This window comes from Bradyrhizobium canariense (assembly GCF_019402665.1).
In the GTDB taxonomy this organism is placed as follows: domain Bacteria; phylum Pseudomonadota; class Alphaproteobacteria; order Rhizobiales; family Xanthobacteraceae; genus Bradyrhizobium; species Bradyrhizobium canariense.
The window spans coordinates 84,214-107,081 of the sequence record NZ_VSST01000034.1; the positions used below are offsets into that span (position 1 = coordinate 84,214).

Below are 22,868 nucleotides of genomic sequence, written 5' to 3' on the forward strand. Positions count from 1 at the left end.
CTCAGGTCGGCCGTAGCGCCTTGGAGCCAAGGTCGAGATCGTTGACTTGTTTGTTCCGCTCGGAATCGGCCGCCGCGCGATGGTCGGTCGCCAGCACCACGTAGACCGCCGGCAGCACGAACAGCGTGAACAGCGTGCCGATCGACATTCCGGCGACGACCACCAGACCGATCGAGAAGCGGCTCGCCGCGCCTGCGCCGGTCGCGGTCAGGAGCGGGATAAGGCCCGTCACCATCGCGGCCGTGGTCATCAGGATCGGCCTCAGACGAATGCGGGCCGACATTTCGATGGCGGAGCGGCGATCGAGCCGTTCGTTGATCTGGAGCTCGTTGGCGAACTCCACCATCAGGATGCCATGCTTGGTGATCAGGCCCACCAAGGTCAGAAGGCCGACTTGGGTGTAGATGTTCATGGTCGCCACGCCGAAGAACAGCGGGATCAGCGCGCCAACGATCGCCATTGGCACCGAAATCATGATGACCAGCGGATCGCGCAAGCTCTCGAACTGCGCCGCTAGCACCAGGAAGATGATGATCAGCGCGAAGCCGAAGGTGATCGCGAGCTGGTTGCCTTCCTGCACATATTGCCTGCTGTCCGCGAGATAATCATGGCTGAAACCTTGCGGCAGGTTTTTGGCCTCGCTCTCGAGGAAGTCCACCGCCGCACCGACGGTCACGCCGGGCATCGGTACCGCTGAGAAGGTCGCCGAATTGAGCTGATTGTAATGTGTCAGCGAATTCGGCTCGGTCTTGGTCTCGATCGACACCACCGTCGACAGCGGAAGCTGCTGGCCGGTGTTGGTCGTCACGTAGTAGCCGGCGAGCGATTCCGGCGAGAGCCGCTGACCGCGCGGCACCTGCGGGATGACTTGATAGGAACGGCCCTCGAGGTTGAAGCGATTGATGTAGTTGCCGCCGAGCAGCACGGCGAGCGTGCTGCCGAGGTTCTGCATGTTGACGCCGAGATCCTGCGCCTTGGTGCGGTTGATCGTCACCTTCACGTTCGGCTGGTTGTAGGCAAGATCGCTGTCGGAAACGATGAACATTCCGCTCTTGCGGGCGGCAGCCTTCAGCTTCTCCATCTGTTCGTAGACAGTCTGGAAGCTGGCGGTGGAGTTGATCACCATCTGCACCGGCAGGCCGCCGGGGCCGCCCGGCAGCGGCGGCAGGTTGAACGCGAACGCCTGCACGCCCTCAATCTTGGAAAGCTCGGCCTGCACCAGCGACTTCAGCTGGATCGACGAACGCTTGCGGTCCTCCCACGGCTTCAGCAGCATGCCGGCGATACCGCCCTGCGGGCCGTTGATGCCGTTCAGCACGAAGCGCAGATCGGTCTCGGGGAATTTCTGGAATTCCTTGTCGAGCTTCTCGCCGTAAAAGTCGACGTAGTCGATGTTGGCGTATTTCGGCGCCTTGGTCACCGCGAACACGATGCCCTGGTCTTCTTCGGGCGCCAGCTCCTTCGACGTGTGCATGTAGAGGAAGCCGACGAGCCCGAGGATGGTCACCGCAAACAGGCCGGTGATGGCCTTGTAGTCGAGCGAGCGGTCGAGCCTGCGCCCATACCACCGCGTCAGCGCGCCAAACACCTTGTTAACCGCCTTGGCGAAGCGACCCTCTTCGGTGTTCTTCAGCAGCACCGAGCACATCATCGGCGACAGCGTCAGCGCGATCACGCCGGATACGATCACCGAGCCCGCAAGCGTGAAGGCGAATTCGCGGAATAGCGAGCCGGTCAGGCCGCCGAGGAAACCGATCGGCGCGTACACGGCGGCGAGCGTGATGGTCATCGAGACGACGGGACCCACGATTTCGCGCGCGCCTTCCAGCGATGCCTGGACTGGCGTTTTCCCTTCCTCCAGATGGCGATGGATGTTTTCGACCACGACGATGGCGTCGTCGACCACGAGTCCGATCGCGAGCACCATCGCAAGCAGGGTCAACAGGTTGAAGCTGAAGCCCAGCGCCAGCATCAGCGTGCAGACGCCGATCATCGACAGCGGGATGGTGACGACTGGAATGATCACCGAACGGAACGACGCCAGGAACAGGAAGATCACCACGATCACGATGATCACGGCTTCACCCAGCGTCTTCTCGACCTCGTCAATCGAGGATTGGATGAACTTGGTCGAATCGTAGGCGACCTTCATCTTCATCGAGGGCGGCAGATTGCGCTCCAGCTCGGGGAACAGCGCCCGCACGCCTTTGACCAGCGTCAACGGGTTGCCCTGCGGCGTTGCCTGCACACCGATGAAGATGGCGTGCTCGCCGTTGAAGGCGACGCTCGCGTCCGTGCTCTGGGCCGCAAGTTCGACGGTGGCGATGTCCTCCATCCGCACGAAGCCGCCGTCCTTGGCCTTGACGATCATCTTCTTGAACTGGTTGACGTCGGTCAGGCCCGTATTCGTCGATACGTTCGAGACGATGAGATAGCCCTTGGTTTGCCCCGCCGCTGACTGGAAGTTGTTGGCGGTGATCGCGGTCGCGACATCTGCGGGCGACACGTTGCGGCCCGCCATCTTCAGGGGATCAAGCCACAGCCGCATCGCAAAGGTCTGGCCGCCGAGAATGTCGGCGGAGGCCACGCCATCGACGGTCGACAGCACCGGTTGCACAACGCGCGTCAGATAGTCGGAGATCGCCGAGCCCGACAGCTCTTCGGACGAGAACCCGAGATACATCACGGCCGTGGTCTGGCCCGTGGTCTTGGTGACGATCGGGTCGTTGGATTCCTTCGGGATCAAATATTTGACCGAGTTCGTCTTGGCCAGAACCTCGGTCAGCGCCTGGTTCGGATCAAAATTCAGCTTGATGTAGACCTGGATCGTCGAGGTGCCGAGCACCGAGGACGAGGTGATGTAGTCGACACCTTCGGCGGAAGCGACCGCCTGCTCGATCGGCGTGGTGATGAAGCCCTGGATCAGGTCCGCGGACGCGCCCGGATAGACGGTCGTGATGTTGATGACCGTGTTCGACAGCTTCGGATATTGCCGGATCGGCAGCGTCGTCGCCGCGCGCAAACCGATCAGCAGGATCAGCAGGCTGACGACGACCGACAGGACCGGGCGTTTGATGAAAATATCAGTAAAGCGCATCGCGGCGATCTCGATTTCTTTGACTTGCAAAACGCATGACCCGGCCGTGCCGGATCATGCTGCAACGTGTACGATGTCAGTAGCGCGGTGGCTGCGCCGGGATCTGCGGAGCCGGGTCGGTCGAAATCGACACCGCCGCGCCCGATTGCAGCTTGAGTTGGCCGACGGCGACGACCTTGTCGCCCGGCTTCACGCCCTTGACGATTTCGACGCGGCCTTCGACCCGGCTGCCGGTCTGCACGAAAGTGCGCACCGCGCTCAGGCTGGTCTTGCCGTCGGCTTCCTTCTTCTCGGTGATCACGAACACCGAGTCACCGTACAGCGTGTAGTCGACCGCCGTCTCCGGCACGGTGACCACGGCCGGCTTGTCCGGCAGCACCACGGTGGTGGTCACGAACATGCCGGGCTTCAGGATCTTCTCCGGATTGGAGATGGTCGCCTGCACGCGGATGTTGCGGGTGTCACTCGATATCTGCGGTTCGATCGTCGTGATCTTGGCGTCGAAGGTGCGGCCCGGATAGGCGTCGACCTTCAGCCGAACCGGCTGACCGACCTTGAGATTGCCCGAGTCCTTTTCCGTCACCGTGAAGTTGGCCCACAGCTCCGACAGATCCGTCAGCGAAACGATGGCCGTGCCGGCGGTCAGATACTGGCCGACCTCGACCTTGCGAACGCCGAGATCGCCGGCGAACGGCGCGCGGACCAGCTTCTGCGAGATCAACGCTTCGGTCTTGGCAATACCCGCCAGCGCCTGATCGTACGCGGCCTGCGCGGTGTCGACGGTTGCCTGCGGGCCGAACTGGCGCGACGCCAGTTGCTTGGCGCGGTCGAGCGACAGCTGCGCGACGGTGGACTGCGCCTTGTAGTTGGCGAGGTCGCCCTGCTCCGGCGCGTCGAACATCTGCACCAGCGGCGTGCCGGCCTCGACATGCGTGCCTGGCTCGAACTTGATCTCGGTGACGCGGCCGTTGACGTCGGCGCTGACGTCGACCTGGTGCACGGCGGACAACCCACCGACCGCGGTCAGCAGGTTCGGCACCACCTCGGACTTCGCCTCGGCGGCGCTGACCGCGACCGGCGGCGGCTTGTTGTTGGCGAAGAACTGCTTGATCATCTGGCCGCGGAAATAATTGAACCAGACGAGGCCACCGACGAGCACCGCCAGAAGCGCGCCGACGATGATGAACCAGAGCACCGGCCGGACCGGACGCTTGGGAGCCTTGTTGTCGATCGGTTCGCCCGAAATCTTGTGTTCGGTGACGATGTTCATGTCATGCACTCTCTGCAATCGCCGTCTTGCCCACACAACCGGCCTGATCGCGGCCCAAATGCGAAACAATTGCGGCGTCGTTAAGTCCGATACCCCTCAGGAGAAACTCACACAGCTGCCGCTCAAGGTCGTTCGCCTTGCCGTAAGCGAGACACGGCGTGGCCGGCAGCCTGGTCAGCGCAGCCGTCATCACGGTGTGATGCGCAAACCAGAACAGGTTGAGCGGTTCGCCGTTGTATGGCCGCGCGTCCCTCGCGGCAACCGCACGCTTGAGCGAGGCGACGAAGGCCGCCCCGATCAGCGTCTCGATCTTGGCATATAGCAAACGAGCGAATTCGCCATCATCCAAATGACTCGTGGCCATCAATCGCAGGCGCTGGGCCTCTTCCTGGTCGGGCCCATCGGCGATGTGCATGAAATGCCCGACCATGCCGCGGATCACTTCGACCAACGTGGCCGTCGACGGCTCACGTTCGAGCAGCTCCATGAGCGCCGGGTCCGCCTCGCATTCGTCGCTGAGGATTTCGGCGTAAAGCGCGGCCTTGGACGGGAAATGCTTGAACAGCAGCGCCTCGGAAATGGCAGCGGCGGCCGCCACGCTCTTGGTCGTGGTGCCGGTATAGCCGTGTCGGGCAAAGCAACGCTTTGCGGCGCCGAGGATCAATTGACGCCTCAGGTCGCTCGTCATACGCAATGAGCTCATGCTAGTGAGTAAGCACTCACCCACGCAAAAGTCAAGCACTATGCTGCATCGCAACCTGAGTGCGTTGTAATTCCAGCGGAAATTGACCTCGCCCACACGGTCTCCGTGCAGGACGGGAGCGCCTAGATTGGCTGGAAGCCGAGGTCGCCGCGAATCCGGTTGAGAATGTAAGTCCCATCCCGGCTCGGCAAAATCCGCTCCAGATTGGCGCTGTCGATCTTCACGCTGGCAAAGCGCGGCCCGGCGGAGACGTCGTGGACGGCTTTGGCGAAGGCCTCGACCCCGACCATGGTCGTCACGGACCGGCTATCCCCGATGCCGCAGGCCTTGGCGACGCCGACGAGGTCGGCGGCCGCGGCGGTGTGGCTGGTCTGACCGCCGGTCTCGCCATAGGCTTCATTGTCGAGCACCGCGATCGAGAGGTTGGACGGCTTCTGGAGGCCGATGGTGGCAAGGCTGCCCATGCCCATCAGCATCTCGCCGTCGCCCGTGATGACCAGCACCGGCAACTTTGGCTGCGCCAGAGCGAGGCCCAACCCGATCATCGCCGCCCCGCCCATGCCGCCCCAGAGGTAGAAATTCCGGGCATGGTCGCCGGCCGCGAACATGTCGTTGGTGGAGGCGCCGAGGCCGCCGATCGCAACCACATCCTTGCGGTCCGCGAGAAGCGCGGACACCACTTGACGGCGGTCGAGGAGATTGGCCTTGCTCATTTGGTGAAAACCTTGGCGCCGATCAGGCGCTGCGACAGCAGGACGGCGGTGGGCGTGAGGGCGTTATAGGCCTGCGCGGCCGCCGCCTCGAGCACGGCCGGCACCTCAGCTGCGGTCGAAGCCCGCAGCACCTTGACACCCGAGAGCTCGAACACGCCCTGCGTGGTCGATCCCATCGGCACCTGCCACGGATTGAACTCGCCCCACTCGCCACGCATGGTCACCAGGGTGAGGAAGGGAAAGCGCAGGATCGGGATCAGCGACAGCATGTTGATGCAATTACCGACCCCGCTCGACTGCATCAGCAGCACGCCGCGCTGTCCGCCGGTCCAGGCGCCGGCGAGAAGCGCCACGCCCTCCTCCTCCGTCGTCAGCGGAATGCCGCGCATCGTGGACGATGCCAGCACGCGCTGGATCAGCTTTGAATGGCCGGCGTCGGGCACGTAGGGCACCTGCCGGACGTCGAAGCGTTGCAAGGTCGCGAAAATATCGTCGGGCCAATGAGTGCCGGAGTCGGCGGCGGTGTCGGCAGCGTCAGCGCGGGCGTGCATTTTCCTGTCCGGTCGGCTTGCAAATCACGGTTCGACTGTAGACGGTGAACCGAGCCGCTCAAAAGAGCGAATACAGCATATCGGATTCAACCGGCGAGTATGGCGGCATGAACGCAAGTGCGAATGAACTGGCGGCCAGTTTCGATCTGGAGAAGCTGACGCCGGAATTCTACGACGATCCCTACCCGACCTATCGTGCACTGCGGGAGAACGAGCCGGTCAAGCGCCTACGCAACGGCACCGTGTTCCTGACCCGCTATGACGATCTCGTCACGAGCTACAAGAACACAAAATCGTTCAGCTCGGACAAGAAGCGCGAGTTCGCACCGAAATACGGCGACACCCCGCTCTACGAACACCACACCACGAGCCTCGTCTTCAACGATCCGCCGGCGCATACCCGCGTGCGGCGCCTGATCATGGGCGCGCTGTCGCCGCGCGCAATCGCCGGGATGGAGCCTGATATCATCAAGCTGGTCGACGGTCTGCTCGATGCCATCGCCACCAAGGGCAGCTGCGAGCTGATCGAGGACTTCGCCGCCTCGATCCCCATCGAGGTGATCGGCAATCTGCTCGACGTGCCCCATGACGAGCGCGCGCCGCTGCGCGACTGGTCGCTGGCAATCCTCGGTGCCCTCGAACCAGTGGTGTCACCTAAAGTCGCTGCCCGCGGCAACAACGCGGTGACGGATTTCCTCGGCTACCTCCGAACGCTGGTCGCGCGCCGGCGCGAAAGGCCCGGCAATCCCGAGCGCGACGTGCTGACGCGCCTGATACAGGGTGAAGACAACGGCGAGCGGCTGACCGAGAAGGAGCTGCTGCACAACTGCATCTTCCTGCTCAATGCCGGCCACGAGACCACCACCAATTTGATCGGCAACGGCCTCGTGGCGCTCGACCGCAATCCGGATCAGAAGCGGCGGCTGATCGACCACCCCGACCTCATCAAAACTGCGGTCGAAGAGACGCTGCGCTACGAGAGCTCGAACCAGCTCGGCAACCGCATGACCACGGAGCGGGTCGAGCTTGGCGGCGTCATGCTCGATGCCGGCACGTCGATCACGCTGTGCATCGGAGCTGCCAACCGCGATCCGGCGCAGTTTCCCGACCCCGAGAGATTCGACATCGCGCGCACGCCGAACCGGCATCTCGCCTTCGCCACCGGTGCGCATCAATGCGCCGGCATGGCGCTGGCGCGGCTGGAAGGCGCCATCGCGGTCTCACGCTTCTTGGCGCGCTTCCCGAACTATGCCGTGAGCGGACAGCCGGTTAGGGGTGGACGGGTGCGGTTCCGCGGCTTTTTGAGCGTGCCGTGCGCGATCGACTGAGGCCGGAAACAAAGATGTCGAAAACAACCCCATGCACAGTAGAGGGCCGTCGGCGGAAGATTGCCTTATGGATCCGCATAACCATTTGACAAGGGGAGGCAAATCGACGGGAGCGCGCGCCTCGCCAACGGCCAATGCCGAAGCAGCAATGGAGTGACGAAGATGAGCTCCTCGGTCATCGATTTCCTCGCAACCGAAGCACGCTTTGGCGCTCGCAACTACGAGCCGATCGGGGTCGTCCTGTCGCGCGGCGAAGGTGTCTGGGTGTGGGATACCGAGGGCAACCGTTATCTCGATTGCCTCTCGGCTTATTCGGCTCTCAACCAGGGCCACTGCCACCCGAAAATCCTGGCCGCGATGGTCGAACAGGCGAGCCGGCTTACATTGACCTCGCGCGCCTTTCACAACGACCAGCTCGCCCCGTTCTACGAAGAGATCGCGGCGTTGACCGGCTCGCACAAGGTGCTGCCGATGAACAGCGGCGCCGAGGCGGTCGAAAGCGCGATCAAGTCGGTGCGGAAATGGGGCTACGAGGTGAAAGGCGTGCCGGACGGCCAGGCCGAGATCATCGTCTGCACCAACAATTTCCACGGGCGCACGCTGGGCATCGTCGGTTTTTCAACCGAGCCCGAGACCCGCGCCCATTTTGGGCCGTTCGCGCCGGGCTTCAAGATTATCCCGTTCGGCGACGCCGCGGCGCTGGAAGAAGCGATCACGCAAAACACCGTCGCCTTTCTGGTCGAGCCGATCCAGGGCGAAGCCGGTGTCATCATTCCTCCACCCGGCTATTTCACGGGGGTGCGCAAGCTCTGCACGGCCAACAACGTCATGCTGGTGCTCGACGAGATCCAGACCGGGCTCGGCCGCACTGGCAAGCTGCTTGCCGAACAGCACGAAGGCGTCGAGGCTGACGTGACGCTGCTCGGCAAGGCCTTGTCCGGCGGCTTCTATCCGGTGTCGGCTGTGCTCTCGAACAACGACGTGCTCGGGACTTTGCGACCCGGGCAACACGGCTCAACCTTCGGCGGCAACCCGCTCGCCTGCGCGGTCGCGCGCGCGGCACTGCGCGTGCTGGTGGAAGAAGGCATGATCGAGAACGCAGCCACGCAAGGCGCGCGCTTTCTCGAAGGCTTGAAAGCCATCCGCGCCAACACGATCCGCGACGTGCGCGGCCGCGGCCTGATGCTGGCGGTCGAGCTGCATCCCGAAGCCGGCCGCGCGCGCCGCTACTGCGAGGCGCTCCAGGGCAAGGGCATCCTCGCCAAGGACACCCATGAGCACACCATCCGCATCGCCCCGCCGCTGGTGATCACCAGCGCTCAGGTCGACGGGGCACTGGAGCAGTTCGCGACGATCCTGACGCAGGATTTCTCCTAGAGCCTGCCTGCGTCGGAAGATCGCAATTGCCGGCTGCGACCAACGACGAACGATTCCGCCACCTGTGCGTTGAGAATTGTGGGCGATATCGAGCTGGGAGCGACGAGCATGCTTCCGCATGGCGTTTGCCTGACGGCCTTTTTGGTTGGTGCCTCGATGCTGGCGGCGAGCGTCAGCGCGTCCGCTCAGGGACACGGAAGGGGTGGACCACCCGGGCCGGCCGCAGCGCCGGCAGTTCGGCCAGCCGCACCACCTGCCATGGCCCGTCCGCCGGCGCCGCCGGCCATGGTGCGCCCCGCCGCCCCCGCATTCCATCCACCTTCCATGCCGCAGCGACCGGCCATGGCGCCGCATCCGGCGCCGCACCTCGCCTCACCGCCCCAGCGTCCGGCCCCCCACTTCGCTGCACCGCCGCGGGCTGCCCCGCACGTGGCGGCGCCGCGACCTGAATTCCATCGGGCGCCGCCTGCACCGCAACGTCCGGCCATGGGGCCGCGGCCGACGCCGCACATCGCCGCCCCCTTGCGCCCCAGCGGACCGCCAGCCGCGCGCGAGCGGCTGTCGCGACGGGAGCAGATCGATCAACGCGCGCAACAGCATCACCTGCAGATCCAGCAGCGCCAGCAGGTGGTGCAGCAGCGGCAGCGCGAGGTGCTGTCGCGCCAGACCGCGGAGCGCCAGACCCGAATCGATCGGCTGCAGCAGCGCGTGCAGCAATTGCAGTCGCAAAAGCCTGAAGGTGCGCGGGCGCAACGCCAGCAACAACGAATGCTCCAGACGCAAAACCGCTTGCTCCAGCGTGAGCAGCGTGTGCAGCAAACCGATCTGGCGCGCCAGCAGCGGCTGGGACAGGCTCCCGCGGCAACTGCTGCAGCGGCTGCCGCAGGGCGAGCCGCCGGGCGCGGGCGATTTGCCGAGCGTTTCCGCGAGCAGGCCACTTCGCAAACCCAGGCGGCTCTCATCACCCGCCAGAGCGGCTGGGCGCCCCGGCAGGCCTGGCGCCACCGCCACCCCGCGGCCTTCGTGGCATGGCTTGGGCCGGTGTTCTGGCCCTACGCCTATTCCGACATTTTTGACTACACCTTCTGGTCCTATGCCTACGAGCCCGGCTATTGGGCGTACGCGTATGACGACTTCGTCGACACCGTGTTCTGGGGTGGTGACAGCCCCTATTCCGCCTATGCCAGCACCACCAACCCGTATGACTATCCGCAAGCCGGCGGAGGTTCCCGCGCTCCTCGAGGCGCCAGCGTGAGCCCCCAGACGCTGCGGCAATTGTGCGGCACACCGGACAAGGGCGTCACCGCCTGGCCGCTTGCCGATATCGCGCGGGCGGTACGGCCGACACCGGAGCAACGCACGCTGCTCGACGAGCTGAAGACCGCGGCGGCCAACGCTGCCGGTGTGTTCAAGGATTCCTGCGCAGAGACGTATGCACTGACTCCACCCAGCCGCCTGCGCGCAATGATGAACCGCATCAGCGCGACGCTGGAAGCCGTCAAGATCGTGCGGCCGGCACTGGAGAATTTTTACAACTCACTCAGTGACGAGCAGCAGGCGCGCTTCAACGCGCTCGGCCCCAATGTCGGCGAGCGCTCCCTGCCGCAGCAAGCCAGTGCCCAAACCACTGCCGACGGCTGCGGCGATCCGAAGTCCGGCTTGACCCAGTTACCGATCCAAAGGATCGAGGCAGTGCTGCACCCCGCAGGCAAGCAGAAGGAAGCGCTCGACCGCCTCAGCGAAGCGACGGCCAAGGGCGTCGATCACCTGCAGGCGGCCTGCCCGAACGATGTACCGCTGACGCCGGTCGGACGGCTGGAAGCGATGCAGCACCGGCTCGAAGCCATGCTGACGGCCGCCAAGCTGGTCGAACCGACTCTTGACGAGTTCTATGCCACGCTGAGCAGCGAGCAGAAGGCACGCTTCAACGCGCTGGAACAGGTCGCAAGCCCGTGAGGACGAGGTCGCGTTCTCTCGGCATTCTCTCGTGGCCATTTGCGCAGCAGCCGAACGACGTGGTGTGACCGCAATCGCCCTGCCCTGCTTCACAGCTCGACGAGAGCATGCGTGTCCAGGCCACTTCTCTCTGTGAGACGTGCGGTGGCGGAATGCAAACGACAGCCTTGCTCCGTCCTCACGTGGCCGAAATCGCCTTCGGTCCAGCGTCATTCGTGTTTGTGATTGATCGAGGCCGCTCTATCTCATTCGAGCTAATGGCGTTGCATTGTTGGAAGTAGGAAGACAGCTCAAGATGGGCCAGGTGATCCCAGTATTCTGCTTCTGCGAGCAGCTTGCATTTATGCTGTTGTACGCGGCCTGTTGCCGGCACAGCGAACTTATCGCACGCAAGCGTCGCACCTTCTCCATTGCGAACCCTCCCTTCACGCTTGTTTGCTTACAAGCGCATTTGGGTTGTCACAGCTTCGCAGATTGAATTGACGAGTGACATCCCGGTGTTTGACGGTCATCGATGATAGCGCAATCGTTTGACTTTTCACCGAATAGCAAGGCGAACGATGCGGGGCAGCAACAAGGGCTGCGAAGAATGACAGCCCTTCGGTCTGCGCTCTAGGCACACATCAGCAAAGCGCGCATCGGACGATAGGTCGCCGGCGCGTTCCATTTAGGACTGAAATTATTTAGGACTGAAATTTTAATAGTGAGCGGCCCTTCCTGGATGTGGTTAGCTCGTGACCAGACCGGACCGGACAAAAAATTTGATCCCAAAACTATTTGGTCCCGGCCCATTGGACTGCAAGACCGCGTTCGTGCGGTCTTTCCTTACAACCGCAATAAAATCAGCCGCGTCCGACCACGCCGAGGCCTTTGGCAAAAGTGGCCAGCCTTACCACGCACAATGGCCCCGACGATTGCACGTCGGGGCCATTCAAGATCGTCAGGCAGGGTACATCCGTCGTGCCTGCCGATCGTTGATGCCACCAATTACCTCATCCGATCTGGCGCAGACTGTGGCGCGGCTGCGGCATCGGGGTGGTGATATTCTGCCTGAAAGCTGAAGGCTGTCCACCTCTCGTTGGTACTACTCCCAACTAGTTCGCTGCTCTGCAGGAGTTTGTGCGGAGCACCGAGCAGAAGGCGCGCTTCAACAGGCTGCAGCAGGTAGCAAGCCCGTGAGACCAGCGTTCGTTAAAGCTACACCACCGTCTTGTGCCGCGCGATGCAGGTTTGCAGCACCTCATCCATCGGTTTCCTCCACCAGTCGTTGGAGAAGATTTCGATCTCCGAATAGCCGGCAAAGCCCTGCGCTTCGACCGCTTCGCGCACCGATTTGATGTCGATCACGCCGTCGCCCATCATGCCGCGGTCGTTGAGAATGTCCCTGGTCGGCACCAGCCAGTCGCAGACATGGAAGGCAAGCAGGCGATCTCGGCCGGCGCGCGCGATCTGCCCCATCAGCTCCGGATCCCACCAGATGTGATAGACGTCGAGCGCGACGCCGAGCATGCCGCTGCGATCAGGGTCGAGCCGGTCGCAGATGTCGAGCGCCTGCTTCGTGGTGTTGACGCAGGCGCGGTCCGCGGCATAGGCCGGATGCAGCGGCTCGATCGCCAGCGGCAGCTTGGCCTGTTTGGCGTAATCGAGCATTTCGGCGAGCGCTTCCTCGACCTGCGTCCGCGCGCCGGCGATGTCCTTCGACGCCTCGCTGCCCGGCCGCGAATATTGCGGCAGGCCGCCGACGACGAGAACGATGCAGGGGGCTCCCAGCGCCTTGGCTTCGTCGACGCAGCGCCGGTTGTCGTCGCGCACCTCGCTCCGGCGCGATGCGTCGGAGGTGAACATGCCGCCACGGCAATAGCCCGACAGGTCGAGACCGGCATCGCGCACCGCACGCGCGGCGCGCTCGAGGCCGACGGCTGCGACCTGGTCACGCCAGGGATCGATGGCGCGGATGCCGTGCCTGGCACAGGCGTCGATGATCTCGACGAGATCAGCCTGCTTGCGGATTGTCGCCGTGTTGAGCGACAGCCAGCGATGGTCGGACGAAAAATCACGCATCAGGATTCGATTCCGCGCGTTGAGAGCACCGCCTTCATCCGCCGCGTCGCCAACTCCGGATCGGCGAGCAGCCCGGCCTTGTCGGCCAGCCGGAACAACTCGGCCAGATGCAGCGTCGAGCGCGTGCTCTCCTGCCCGCCGACCATGGTGAAGTGGTCCTGGTGACCATTGAGGTATGCCATGAACACCACGCCTGTCTTGTAGAACCGCGTCGGCGCCTTGAAGATGTGGCGCGACAGCGGCACCGTCGGCCCCAGCACGTCGTGGAAGCCCGCCTCATCACCAGCAGCCAGCCGCGACAAGGCGTAGGACGCCGCCGGCGCGATCGCATCGAAGATCCCGAGCAGCGCGTGCGAAAAGCCCTGTTCGTCGCCGGCAATCAGCTCCGCATAATTAAAATCGTCGCCGGTGTACATCTTGATGCGCTTGTCGAGACGACGGCGCATGTCGATCTCGCGCTGCTTGTCGAGCAGCGAAACCTTGACACCGTCCACCTTGGCGGCGTTGCCGTTGATGATGGCGACCGCAATATCCATTGCCTTGTCGAGATCGTTGGTGCCCCAATATCCCGTCAGCGCCGGATCGAACATGTCGCCGAGCCAGTGGATGATCACGGGCTCGCGAACCTGCGACAGCACACGGTCATAGACCTTGGCATAATCGTCGGCGTTGCGGCCCAGCTTCGCCAGCGCGCGCGACGCCATCAATATGATGCGGCCGCCGACCTTCTCGACTGCCGATATCTGCTCCTCATAGGCGCGGATCACGTCGTCGAGATTCTTGGCGTCCTCGACCGCAAGATGGTCCGTGCCCGCTCCGGAAAACACCAGCGCGTTGCGGCGCTTGGCGGCGGACACCGAGCGCGTGATCAGCTCCAGCGAGGTCGGCCAGTCCAGCCCCATGCCGCGCTGCGCGGTATCCATGGCTTCCGCCACGCCGAGACCGAGATCCCAGATGTGCTCGCGAAAGGCGATGGTCTTGTCCCAGTCGACGGCAGCGGAGAGCCACGGGTCGTTGTCGGCAAAGGGATCGATCACGGTATGGACGGCGGAGAACGCAATGCGGTTCAGCGGACCCTCGAGCTTTGCGGGAAACGTTCGCGAGGCCGCGAGCCGGTAGGTCTCGATCGAGCGATCGGCCTTCGGCAGTTTGAGCGACAACGACAACATCGGCTGGACGGGCTTGTTCATGATTTCAGACCTCTCCCCGTCATTGCGAGGAGCGAAGCGACGAAGCAATCCAGACTGTGTCCGCGGAGGGTTTCTGGATTGCTTCGCTTCGCTCGCAATGACGGCTCAACAACATCGATGATTATCCGATAGACCTCAGACCTTGATCGGGGCGACGTCGATCCATCGCCGCTCCTTCCAGCTCTTCAGCGCGCATTCGGCGAGCTGCACGCCCTTGACGCCTTCGAGCAGCGTGAACTTGTAGGGCGCATCCTCGTAGACATGGCGGATGAACATCTCCCACTGCTCTTTGAAGCCGTTGTCGTAAGTGACGTTGTCAGGCAGCTTCTGCCAGTCGCTGTAGAAATCGTGCAGCCGCTTCTCGTCGGGATTCCACACCGGTCGGGGCGTCGCCTGCCGCGCCTGGATCATGCAGTCGGAAAGGCCGGCGACGGCCGAGCCGAGCGTGCCGTCGACCTGGAAGGTGACGAGATCATCGCGATAGACGCGCGTCACCCAGGACATGTTGATGTGGGCGATGGCGCCGCCCTTGAGCTGGAACGTGGCATAAGCGGAGTCGTCGGCGGTCGCCTTGTACTTCTTGCCCTGCTCGTCGAAACGCTCGGGAATGTCGGTGTTGCCGATGCAGCTCACGCTCTCGACCTCGCCGAAAAGATTGTCGAGCACGTAGCGCCAGTGGCAAACCATGTCGAGGATGATACCGCCGCCGTCCTCGTCGCGGTAATTCCATGACGGCCGCTGCGCCTCCTGCCAGCCGCCTTCGAACACCCAATAGCCGAACTCGCCGCGCACCGAGAGGATGCGGCCGAAGAAGCCGGAGTCGCGCAGGAAGGCGATCTTCTTCAGGCCGGGCAGGAACAGCTTGTCCTGCACCGTGCCGTGCTTGACGCCCTTGGAATTGGCGAGCTTGACGACCTCGAGCGCCTCCTCGAAATTGGTCGCGATCGGCTTCTCGCAATAGACGTGCTTGCCGGCATTGATGGCCTGGGTCAGAAGCCCCGGCCGCGCCTGTGTGGTCGCGGCATCGAAGAACATGGCGTCATTCTTGTCGGCGAGGGCGGCGTCGAGATCGGTGGTCCAGCGCGCGATGTTGTAGCGCTTGGCGAGCCCCTCGACCTTCTCGGCGCTGCGGCCGACCAGGATCGGGTCGGGCATCACGCGGTCGCCGTTCTTCAAGCGGACGCCGCCCTGCTCGCGGATCGCGACGATCGAGCGGATCAGATGCTGGTTGAGTCCCATGCGGCCGGTGACGCCGTTCATGATGAGGCCGAGGCGTTGGGTGGTCATGCCGATTGCTCCTGCAGAGATTTTGGCTGTTCGAGCGGGCGTAGCGCCGACCAGTCCGGATGAACCCACGTCGCAAAGCCCGTTGCATTGAGCGATCCCGTGAGGAGATCGCCGTTGTGAATGGAGAGGCGGATGCCCTGCCCGGCATCCGCGTAGAGATCGGGATGCGCGACGGCGAAAGCCTGGGCCTCCGCGGCGGGCGTATCACCGAAGCCATCGACGTAATGGTGGCCGTTACGTTCGGCATGGGTGATGCCGATGAAGGCCCCGAGCGCAAGGTCCTGCTGCACGGCGAGGCCCGCCTGGCAGGTGAGGTCCTCGCCGGTCACGAAGAATCTTTCGCCGGCCAAGCTCCATTTCGCCGCGCGCGTCGCGTTGACGATGGACTTGTAAAGCCCTTTGCAGGACTTCGAGGAGATGCCGTGATAGCCGAGCGCCCGTGCCGCGGGAAACGCGTCGTAGGAATCGTCGGCTTCGTCGATGATGAAGCCGCGCGCCGCGAGCGAGCCGAGCGGCGACTGCCTCGTGACATCGCGCGGCATCGGCTGCTCGACATAGAGCAGCCTGGATGAAATCGATCGCAGCGCAGTGTCATGGTCGAGCCGGCCGATGAGTTCATGCAAGGCTGCGAGATCGGCATATTGCTCGTTGGCATCGAGCGTCACTTTGTAGTCACGGTCCAGCGCATCGAGCTCCTTGCCAATGCGCGCCAGCCGCGCTGCATCGCCGACGGGGTCCCCCGACAGCTTCAGCTTGAAATAACTCGCACCGGAGTTCTCGCGGGCGTCGGCAACCCCGCCCTCGCCTTCAACGGTGTCATCGAGGCCGACGGTATGCCTGATGGCAACACGCGACAGCGGCTTACGGCCGGATAGAAACGTCGTGATATCCGTTTCCTTCAGGTCGGGCGAAAGCCGCGCGTCGATGCCGGCAATGTTGCCGGCCATGCCGTCGAAGAAATTGGTCTCGGCAGCGCGGAGCAGCGCATCGAGGATCGCTTTGTCGATTTCGGCGGGTCCGCAAGCCGCGGCAAGCGCCGGAATGTTCTTTTTCGCACAGGTCGCGACCTGGGCACCGATGCACGATGCATGCAGATCGAATGCCGTCAAAAATCCGGTTCGCGCGAGATAAAGCCCCCGCGCGATCTCCAGCGAGCGGCGCAAGTCATCGACGGTCTGGGCCGGCGAAAGCTCCGGCCGCTTGTCGAACCATTTTGGCACCAGCAGCTCGGCGCTGGCGCCGACCGCCGATCCCCTGCCCTCGACCTCGATCTCGACCCGCACGAACAGCTGCGGCGTCGCGTTGATCGTGATCGCGCCGAAGCGGAACGGCCGCGCGAAACGCACGGGACGTTCGAAGAACGCGATGTCTCGCAGCTTCAGGCGCGGTGACATGGCTTCAGTCCAACGCCCCTTGCGAGAAGAAATGCTTGCGGATGCGCTGTACGAGTTCGGTGAACACAGGGTCGGCCATCACGTCGAGCGAGCGCGGGCGCGGCAGCGGCACGTCGTAGATCGCGGCGATCGCGCCGGGCCGCTCGGTCATCACCAGCACGCGATCGGCGAGGAACACGGCCTCGGGGATCGAGTGCGTGATCAACAGCACCGTCTTCCTGGTCTCGCGCTGGATCCGCATCAGCTCGACATTCATGCGCTCGCGCGTCAGCGCATCGAGCGCGCCGAACGGCTCGTCCATCAGCATGATCCGGGGATCATGCACCAGGGCGCGGCAGATCGAGGCGCGCTGCTGCATGCCGCCAGAGAGCTGCCACGGCAGCTTTTTCTCGAAGCCTTCGAGCCCGACCAGCTTCAACAGCGCCTTGGCCCGGTCGAGATATGTCTGCCGCGGCAGCCGCTTCATGTCGATCGGCAGCATCACGTTGGACAGGATGTTGCGCCATGGCAGCAACAGCGCGTTCTGGAACACGATGCCGACATTGCCGTGCGGCGCCGTCACCTTCTCACCCTCGACCAGGATCTCGCCCGTCGTCGGCGGCAGCAGTCCCGAGATCAGCTTGAGCAGCGTGGACTTGCCGCAGCCGGACGGGCCGACCACGACGAAGAACTCGCCGTCGTTGATGTGAAAATCCAGCGGCCGCAACGACGGCACATCGCCGTCGCGCGTCCGATAGGTCTTCGACACGCCTGATAGCTTGATGCCCGACGCATCGCCGGCGGCGCGGTCGCTCACCAGTCTCAGATGCGCGGCCGGTTGCAGGGTTTCACTCATGTTCGTCGCAGGTTTCACGAACCGCTCTTCGGCAGATAGTCGTTGGTGTAGAACGCCTTCGGGTTCTCCTTGGCCTTGGCATCGAGCCCGCCATATTCGACCATCAGATTGACCGAATCCGTCATGTTCTGGTCGGTGACTTGGAACGGGCGCTTGCTCTTGGTCTCAGGCGTCCGGTACAGCGGAATGGTCAGCTCAAAGCCCTGCGTCAGCGTGTCGATCTTGCCGCCCTTGGGGTTGGCATCGAGGATCGATTGCGCCGCGGCCTTCGGCTCCTTCTCGGCGGCTTCGACCGCCTTGGTCGTCGCCGACATGAAGCGGCGGACGAGGTCGGCATTGGCCTTCACATAATCAGTGTTGGCGATGATGCCCGACGAGACCATGTTGATGCCGTAGTCGGCGAACTTGATCGGGTAGACGTCCTTGCCGGTGGCGTCCTTGATCTTCATCGATTGATCCATCACGTAGCCAAGCAGGAGATCGGCCTGGCCGTTGATGACCGCGTTGAGCTTGGTCTGGCCATCACCCGCCACCGTCTGGAAGTCGCTTTCCTTGAGGCCGGTCTTCTTCAGGAACAGCGGCCAGATCTGGGTCATGGAATCGGCCGGCGTGATCGCGACCGTCTTGCCCTTGATATCCTCGGGCTTCCTGATGTTCTTGTCGACGAAGCCCATCGCGGACATCGGGCTGGTCTGGAGCAGCACGCCGGTCGCAACCACTGGCGCACCCTTGATCGCGGCGCGCATCATGGTGGGCACATCGACATAGCCGAAATCGGCAGTCTTGGCCGCGACGGCCTGCGTGGTCGCCGCCGAGCCGCGGCCTTCCTGAATCTCGAGGTCGATGCCTTCGGCGGCGTAGATGCCCTTGGCCTTGCCGTAATAGAACGGTGCGTGCTCGCCATAGACGTACCAGTTCAGCATCAGCACGACCTTGTCGGCTGCTTGCGCCGGCATGGCCGCGAACACCATCAGCGCCGCCGAGACAGCTCCTATCCACCGCTTCATCGTCACTCTCCCTTGCCGTTGTTTGCGTCAGCCGTTGGCGGCCGTTCGTTGCTTTGGTTGTTGTTAAGAGGCGAAAATCACGTCCTCGCGCTGGCTGACATGCCAGGGAATAACCAGCTTCTCGATCCGGTCCACGATCCAGAACAGGATGACGCCGAGCAGCGCGAGGATCACGAGCGCTGCGAACATCGTCGGCAGGTCGAAGGTGCCGATCGAGCGCTGCATCACATAGCCGATGCCGGAATTGGAGCCGACGAACTCGCCGACGACGGCGCCGACCACGGCCAGCGTCACCGACACTTTGAGGCCGGAGAAGATCGCCGGTAGCGCATGCGGCAGGTTCACCGCGCAAAACACCTGGAAGCGGCTGCCCTGCATGGCGCGGGCGAGATCGACCATATCTGGATCGACCGATTTGAAGCCCTGCACGGCGGAGACCACCACCGGAAAGAAGCCGAGCAGGAACGCCGAGATCACTTTCGGAATGATGCCGAAGCCGAACCAGACCACGAACAGCGGCGCGATCGCGATCTTCGGCACGGACTGAGAAAACACCAGCAGGGGATAGACGTAGCTCTCCACGGTCTTGGATCCCGCGATCAGCATCGCGATGGGGATACCGAACAGCGCCGAGAGCGCGAAGCCGCAGACGGTCGCATAAGTCGTCGGCCAGGACTGGCGCAGCAGTTCCGGCCAATCGGTGCGCAGCACCGCAATGACATCGCCCGGCGACGGGATCTGATAGGCGGGAATCTTGAACAGCCGGATCGCGAGATCCCAGGCCACGACGATGAACACCAGGAACAAAAACGGCCGGATCCAGGCCGCATTCAGCATCTTGGACACCGCACTCTGCGGCTTCAGCTCAGCCACGTCTCACTCCCGGTCGTCTTGTTCGTTGGGCGAGAAATTAACCCGTTGGGTAAATACTGTCCAGCGGTTTTCCTGCGACGTTTTGGGCGGGGGTTCCGCAAGGTTTGGGCGGGGGATCGCGGCGGAACGTGCCGTCCCTCCAAACATTCGGTGTCGTCCTGGCGAAGGCCAGGACCCATAACCACAGGGTGAAGTTTGGCGAGGCTGGTCGTTCGGGATTGGCACCACGCGCGATCGATGGATCACGCGGTATGGGTCCTGGCCTTCGCCAGGACGACGTTGGGGGTGCAGTCCGACTCCACAATTTCCATTATCGCAAGCAGCGATACGACGAAGTCGCGCTAAACCGTCTGCACCACCGCGGCGCGCGATTTCGGCGTCTTGGTCATAGCTAACAGTGCGGCCGACTGTCCGGTCAGCGCTGCCAGCACGAGGCCGACCATGTGGTCTAGCCGCTCGTCCTTGGCGTCCTTGGCCAGCAGATCGCGACCGAAGATCACGCTGAGCGTCGCCGAGTTCGAGAGATAGAAGAAGCACAGCCCCGCGATCGAGATGTAGAGCTGGACAGGATCGACCGCGACCTTGAAGTCGCCGCCGGACACACCGCGCCGCACCACGGTGCCGATCATTTCGACGAAGGGCGAGTGCATCGACTTGACCTTGGTCGAGCGCTTCAGGTGCTTTGCACGGGCGAGATTTTCGGTCTGGAGCAGCGACAGGAATTCAGGATTGCGCAGGAAATAATTCCAGGTGAACTCGATCAGGCGGCGGATCGCCTCGGGCGGATCGAGATGCTCGAGATCGAGCCCGCGCTCCTCGCTGCGGATCTTGTCGTAGGCGCCTTCGAGCACCGCGAGATAGAGCTCGTCCTTGTTGCCGACGTGATAGTAGAGCATCCGCTTGTTGGCGCCGGCGTTGGCCGCGATGCGGTCGACGCGCGCACCGGCGAGCCCGTGCGCCGAGAATTCCTGCTTGGCGGCTTCGAGAATGCGCAGCCGCATCCCCTCGGGATCGCGCTGCCATTTCAGAGTTCGCTTTGCCGCTGCTTTCGCCAAACCGGGTGCTCGCTGGATGCTTCAAGACGCATGTAACACGCGCGCGGCGGTTTGAGAACGATCTCGTGCCCCGGACGCAGCGCAGCGCTTCTTCAGCGGTGCGCTGCAGAGCCGGGGCCCATATCAATGAGAGGTCGCCGCCTTCTGAGTCCCGGCTCCGCGCAGCAACGCCAAGGGCGTTGCTGCGCGTCCGGGACACGACCGAGCGTTAGGCCCCTCACTCCACCGGCTTCGGCGAGCGCTCCAGCAGGACCGTCTGGATGCCGCAGGTGCCGGTCCGCACCGTCATCACCCGCGTGCCCGGCTTGCGGCCGTTGCGCACGTCGCTGACGTCGAGGCCGGCGCCAATCAGGCGGGCGCGCGTGGCGTCGATGTCGGTCACCCGCCAGCTCAGGCCCCAGAGGCGGTCATGCAGGGGATCGCCGCCCGCGACGGGGCGGCGCACCAGCTCGACGACGAGATCGCCGCAGCGGAAGAACATCAGCTGGCCCCAATCCTGGTGCGAGCGGTCGAGCGCCAGATCGAGCCCGAGCCGCGCGCCATAAAGCGCGGCGGCGCCATCGGAATCCTCGGTCGTGATCACGACGTGGTCGAGCGCATCGATCGGCCCGATATCGGTCGCCGGCGAAAGCGGACGCTCATCAGCCAGTTCGAGGAAGAACATGCGCACGCCGCGCGTGAGCTCCGTGGCGGCGCGCGTCCGCTTCCAGTGCAGGGCCGCGCCGCTCTCCGCGTCGCTGCTTTCGACCTCGGCAACCGGATCCGGCTTGAGCGCCACCCGCTCCAGCCGCCGGTGCATTTTGCTCATGTCCGCGACACGAAAGCACAGGCTGGCGAGCACGCCTTCCTGGTCGCCGAGCAACGCGCGCATGCGGTCGGCGGTCACGCTGAAGCCGTTCGGCGCCATCAATTCGATCGTCATGTTGGCGAGAGTGAACAGCACCCGATCTGCGCCCTCGCCCGAATTCTGCCAGGCCGGCGCGCGCCCGAGCAGCGTCTGATAGGCCGCCCTGGCCGCACCGATATCCCTGACCAGTGCGACGACGTGATCGAGGCCGGTGATCATGCTACCCCCTGTTGAACGGCCCGGAACCGTGGACCGAGAGACGGCGTTTGTCCGGGCTTGGCATTGTCCGGTGATGGTCGTATTCCGGCCGCATGCCGACCTCAAGCACTCCGGGCGGCGGTTTTGCGAATAATTTCAGCGGTCCCGCGGCGGAACCGGTGTTACAGTAAGCGCGCCGGCCGGGACCACAAAGCGCATCACGGACAAGCAATGCAGGCTCTCTTCATCGGACAGACCTATATCGACGTCGTCTTCATCACCGACCACATGCCGACCGGCGACGAGAAGCACGTGGCCTCCGACTACGCGGTTTCCTTCGGCGGCAATGCGGTGACCGCGGCGTTCTGCTGCGCCAAGCTCGGCATCGTGCCCGATCTGATCGCGACCGCGGCCAATGACTGGCTCGGCCGCATGTTCATGGACATGTGCGCGAAATACGCGATCTCGCTGCATGGGCGGAAGGTCAACCAGTCCTCGCTGTCCTTCATCATGCCAAAGGACGGCAAGCGCGCCATCGTCCGCTGCCGCGACGACGACCACATCCATCCGTTCCCGATGCTCAATCTCGGCGGCTGCCGCGCGCTGCATGTCGACGGCCATCAGCCCGATGCCGCGATCCACTACGCAAAAGTCTGCCGCGAGGCCGGCATTCTGACCTCGCTCGACGGTGGCGGCCTTCGCACCAACACGCATGAGCTATTGGAATTCATCGACGTCGCCATCGTTGCCGAGCGCCTGTGCGAGCAGATGGATCTGACGCCGGAGAAGATGCTGGATTACCTCAAGAGCCGCGGCTGCAAGATTGGCGGCATCACCATGGGCGAGAAGGGCCTGCTCTGGTACGACGAGACCGGAACGGTGCAGGTGATGCCGGCGATGCCGATTCCGCGCGAGCGCGTGATCGACACCAACGGCGCCGGCGACGTCTTTCACGGCGCCTATGTCTATTCTTATCTCGCCCATCCCGGCAAAAGCTGGCGCGAGCATTTCGATTTTGCCCGGGCAGCCTCGACCTTCAAGATCCAGCGTCTCGGCAACGAAGCCGGCCTGCCGACCCTTGTCGACATCGCCAAGGTCAGGCACGAGTTCGAGGTCAGGGTCTAGC

At 63.6% G+C, this 22,868-nt stretch carries 18 protein-coding genes; 4 read left to right on the top strand and 14 right to left on the bottom strand.

Features of this window, described 5'->3' with window-relative positions; genetic code table 11:
- Nucleotide 1: 1 nt before the first annotated feature.
- The 5 genes from FXB41_RS18150 to FXB41_RS18170 form a co-directional block, all read right to left on the bottom strand.
- Nucleotides 2-3,097, bottom strand: coding sequence for a MexW/MexI family multidrug efflux RND transporter permease subunit (locus FXB41_RS18150; protein ID WP_007593878.1), 3,096 nt, complete (start codon nt 3,095-3,097; stop codon nt 2-4).
- Nucleotides 3,098-3,173: 76 nt separating this feature from the next.
- Entirely contained in the window at nt 3,174-4,367 is a 1,194-nt protein-coding gene (locus FXB41_RS18155; RefSeq protein ID WP_007593881.1) for an efflux RND transporter periplasmic adaptor subunit, read from the bottom strand.
- Between the two features lies 1 nt (nt 4,368).
- Entirely contained in the window at nt 4,369-5,070 is a 702-nt protein-coding gene (locus tag FXB41_RS18160) for a TetR/AcrR family transcriptional regulator (protein WP_007593882.1), read from the bottom strand.
- A 122-nt stretch (nt 5,071-5,192) separates the two neighbouring features.
- Nucleotides 5,193-5,783, bottom strand: coding sequence for a thiamine pyrophosphate-dependent enzyme (locus FXB41_RS18165; RefSeq protein WP_219682706.1), 591 nt, complete (start codon nt 5,781-5,783; stop codon nt 5,193-5,195).
- On the bottom strand, nt 5,780-6,334 hold the full coding sequence (locus FXB41_RS18170; protein ID WP_219682707.1) for a phosphonopyruvate decarboxylase: 555 nt from the start codon (nt 6,332-6,334) through the stop codon (nt 5,780-5,782). Before FXB41_RS18170 ends, FXB41_RS18165 begins: the two co-directional genes overlap by 4 nt.
- 107 nt (nt 6,335-6,441) lie before the next feature.
- Here FXB41_RS18170 and FXB41_RS18175 point away from each other — a divergent pair, with 107 nt between their 5' ends.
- From FXB41_RS18175 to FXB41_RS18185, 3 genes are all read left to right on the top strand, one after another.
- A complete protein-coding gene (locus FXB41_RS18175) occupies nt 6,442-7,662 on the top strand; it encodes a cytochrome P450 (RefSeq protein WP_219682708.1) in 1,221 nt (406 codons plus the stop codon).
- A gap of 162 nt (nt 7,663-7,824) precedes the next feature.
- Nucleotides 7,825-9,039 carry an ornithine--oxo-acid transaminase gene (rocD, locus tag FXB41_RS18180; protein ID WP_007593888.1) on the top strand — a complete coding sequence of 405 codons (1,215 nt, stop codon included), beginning with the start codon at nt 7,825-7,827 and terminating at the stop codon, nt 9,037-9,039.
- Between the two features lie 486 nt (nt 9,040-9,525).
- Complete coding sequence (locus FXB41_RS18185; RefSeq protein WP_219682709.1) at nt 9,526-10,995, top strand: Spy/CpxP family protein refolding chaperone; 1,470 nt, start codon at nt 9,526-9,528, stop codon at nt 10,993-10,995.
- 1,197 nt (nt 10,996-12,192) lie between these two features.
- Here the strand turns inward: FXB41_RS18185 and FXB41_RS18190 are convergent.
- From FXB41_RS18190 to FXB41_RS18230, 9 genes are all read right to left on the bottom strand, one after another.
- Nucleotides 12,193-13,056, bottom strand: coding sequence for a sugar phosphate isomerase/epimerase family protein (locus tag FXB41_RS18190; RefSeq protein WP_219682710.1), 864 nt, complete (start codon nt 13,054-13,056; stop codon nt 12,193-12,195).
- Entirely contained in the window at nt 13,056-14,246 is a 1,191-nt protein-coding gene (locus tag FXB41_RS18195) for a dihydrodipicolinate synthase family protein (RefSeq protein ID WP_219682711.1), read from the bottom strand. The genes FXB41_RS18190 and FXB41_RS18195 overlap by 1 nt, the downstream gene beginning before the upstream one ends.
- Nucleotides 14,247-14,381: 135 nt before the next feature.
- Complete coding sequence (locus tag FXB41_RS18200; protein ID WP_219682712.1) at nt 14,382-15,533, bottom strand: Gfo/Idh/MocA family protein; 1,152 nt, start codon at nt 15,531-15,533, stop codon at nt 14,382-14,384.
- Complete coding sequence (locus tag FXB41_RS18205) at nt 15,530-16,927, bottom strand: enolase-like domain-containing protein (RefSeq protein ID WP_219682713.1); 1,398 nt, start codon at nt 16,925-16,927, stop codon at nt 15,530-15,532. Before FXB41_RS18205 ends, FXB41_RS18200 begins: the two co-directional genes overlap by 4 nt.
- Before the next feature lie 4 nt (nt 16,928-16,931).
- Nucleotides 16,932-17,762: an ABC transporter ATP-binding protein gene (locus FXB41_RS18210; protein WP_246648965.1), complete on the bottom strand. Its 831-nt coding sequence runs from the start codon at nt 17,760-17,762 to the stop codon at nt 16,932-16,934.
- 14 nt (nt 17,763-17,776) lie between these two features.
- Nucleotides 17,777-18,769, bottom strand: a complete 993-nt coding sequence (locus FXB41_RS18215) for an ABC transporter substrate-binding protein (RefSeq protein ID WP_026233291.1) — start codon at nt 18,767-18,769, stop codon at nt 17,777-17,779.
- 63 nt (nt 18,770-18,832) lie between these two features.
- The gene (locus FXB41_RS18220) at nt 18,833-19,642 is read right to left on the bottom strand and encodes an ABC transporter permease (RefSeq protein ID WP_007593901.1); all 810 of its coding nucleotides are present in this window, start codon (nt 19,640-19,642) and stop codon (nt 18,833-18,835) included.
- 341 nt (nt 19,643-19,983) lie between these two features.
- Entirely contained in the window at nt 19,984-20,643 is a 660-nt protein-coding gene (locus FXB41_RS18225; RefSeq protein ID WP_007593902.1) for a TetR/AcrR family transcriptional regulator, read from the bottom strand.
- A 271-nt stretch (nt 20,644-20,914) separates the two neighbouring features.
- On the bottom strand, nt 20,915-21,763 hold the full coding sequence (locus FXB41_RS18230) for a VOC family protein (RefSeq protein ID WP_219682715.1): 849 nt from the start codon (nt 21,761-21,763) through the stop codon (nt 20,915-20,917).
- Between the two features lie 210 nt (nt 21,764-21,973).
- On the opposite strand from FXB41_RS18230, the gene FXB41_RS18235 reads away from it, so the two are divergent.
- Entirely contained in the window at nt 21,974-22,867 is an 894-nt protein-coding gene (locus FXB41_RS18235; protein WP_007593904.1) for a sugar kinase, read from the top strand.
- Nucleotide 22,868 lies beyond the last annotated feature (1 nt).

Bases quoted from the DNA above. Each gene is read 5' to 3' on its own strand.
- FXB41_RS18215 (WP_026233291.1), bottom strand. From the start codon at position 18,769: ATGAAGCGGTGGATAGGAGCTGTCTCGGCGGCGCTGATGGTGTTCGCG.
- FXB41_RS18230 (WP_219682715.1), bottom strand. From the start codon at position 21,763: ATGATCACCGGCCTCGATCACGTCGTCGCACTGGTCAGGGATATCGGT.
- FXB41_RS18155 (WP_007593881.1), bottom strand. From the start codon at position 4,367: ATGAACATCGTCACCGAACACAAGATTTCGGGCGAACCGATCGACAAC.
- FXB41_RS18200 (WP_219682712.1), bottom strand. From the start codon at position 15,533: ATGACCACCCAACGCCTCGGCCTCATCATGAACGGCGTCACCGGCCGC.
- FXB41_RS18150 (WP_007593878.1), bottom strand. From the start codon at position 3,097: ATGCGCTTTACTGATATTTTCATCAAACGCCCGGTCCTGTCGGTCGTC.
- FXB41_RS18235 (WP_007593904.1), top strand. From the start codon at position 21,974: ATGCAGGCTCTCTTCATCGGACAGACCTATATCGACGTCGTCTTCATC.
- FXB41_RS18210 (WP_246648965.1), bottom strand. From the start codon at position 17,762: ATGAGTGAAACCCTGCAACCGGCCGCGCATCTGAGACTGGTGAGCGAC.
- rocD (WP_007593888.1), top strand. From the start codon at position 7,825: ATGAGCTCCTCGGTCATCGATTTCCTCGCAACCGAAGCACGCTTTGGC.
- FXB41_RS18190 (WP_219682710.1), bottom strand. From the start codon at position 13,056: ATGCGTGATTTTTCGTCCGACCATCGCTGGCTGTCGCTCAACACGGCG.
- FXB41_RS18165 (WP_219682706.1), bottom strand. From the start codon at position 5,783: ATGAGCAAGGCCAATCTCCTCGACCGCCGTCAAGTGGTGTCCGCGCTT.
- FXB41_RS18170 (WP_219682707.1), bottom strand. From the start codon at position 6,334: ATGCACGCCCGCGCTGACGCTGCCGACACCGCCGCCGACTCCGGCACT.
- FXB41_RS18160 (WP_007593882.1), bottom strand. From the start codon at position 5,070: ATGAGCTCATTGCGTATGACGAGCGACCTGAGGCGTCAATTGATCCTC.
- FXB41_RS18225 (WP_007593902.1), bottom strand. From the start codon at position 20,643: ATGCGGCTGCGCATTCTCGAAGCCGCCAAGCAGGAATTCTCGGCGCAC.
- FXB41_RS18205 (WP_219682713.1), bottom strand. From the start codon at position 16,927: ATGTCACCGCGCCTGAAGCTGCGAGACATCGCGTTCTTCGAACGTCCC.
- FXB41_RS18195 (WP_219682711.1), bottom strand. From the start codon at position 14,246: ATGAACAAGCCCGTCCAGCCGATGTTGTCGTTGTCGCTCAAACTGCCG.
- FXB41_RS18185 (WP_219682709.1), top strand. From the start codon at position 9,526: ATGGGGCCGCGGCCGACGCCGCACATCGCCGCCCCCTTGCGCCCCAGC.
- FXB41_RS18175 (WP_219682708.1), top strand. From the start codon at position 6,442: ATGAACGCAAGTGCGAATGAACTGGCGGCCAGTTTCGATCTGGAGAAG.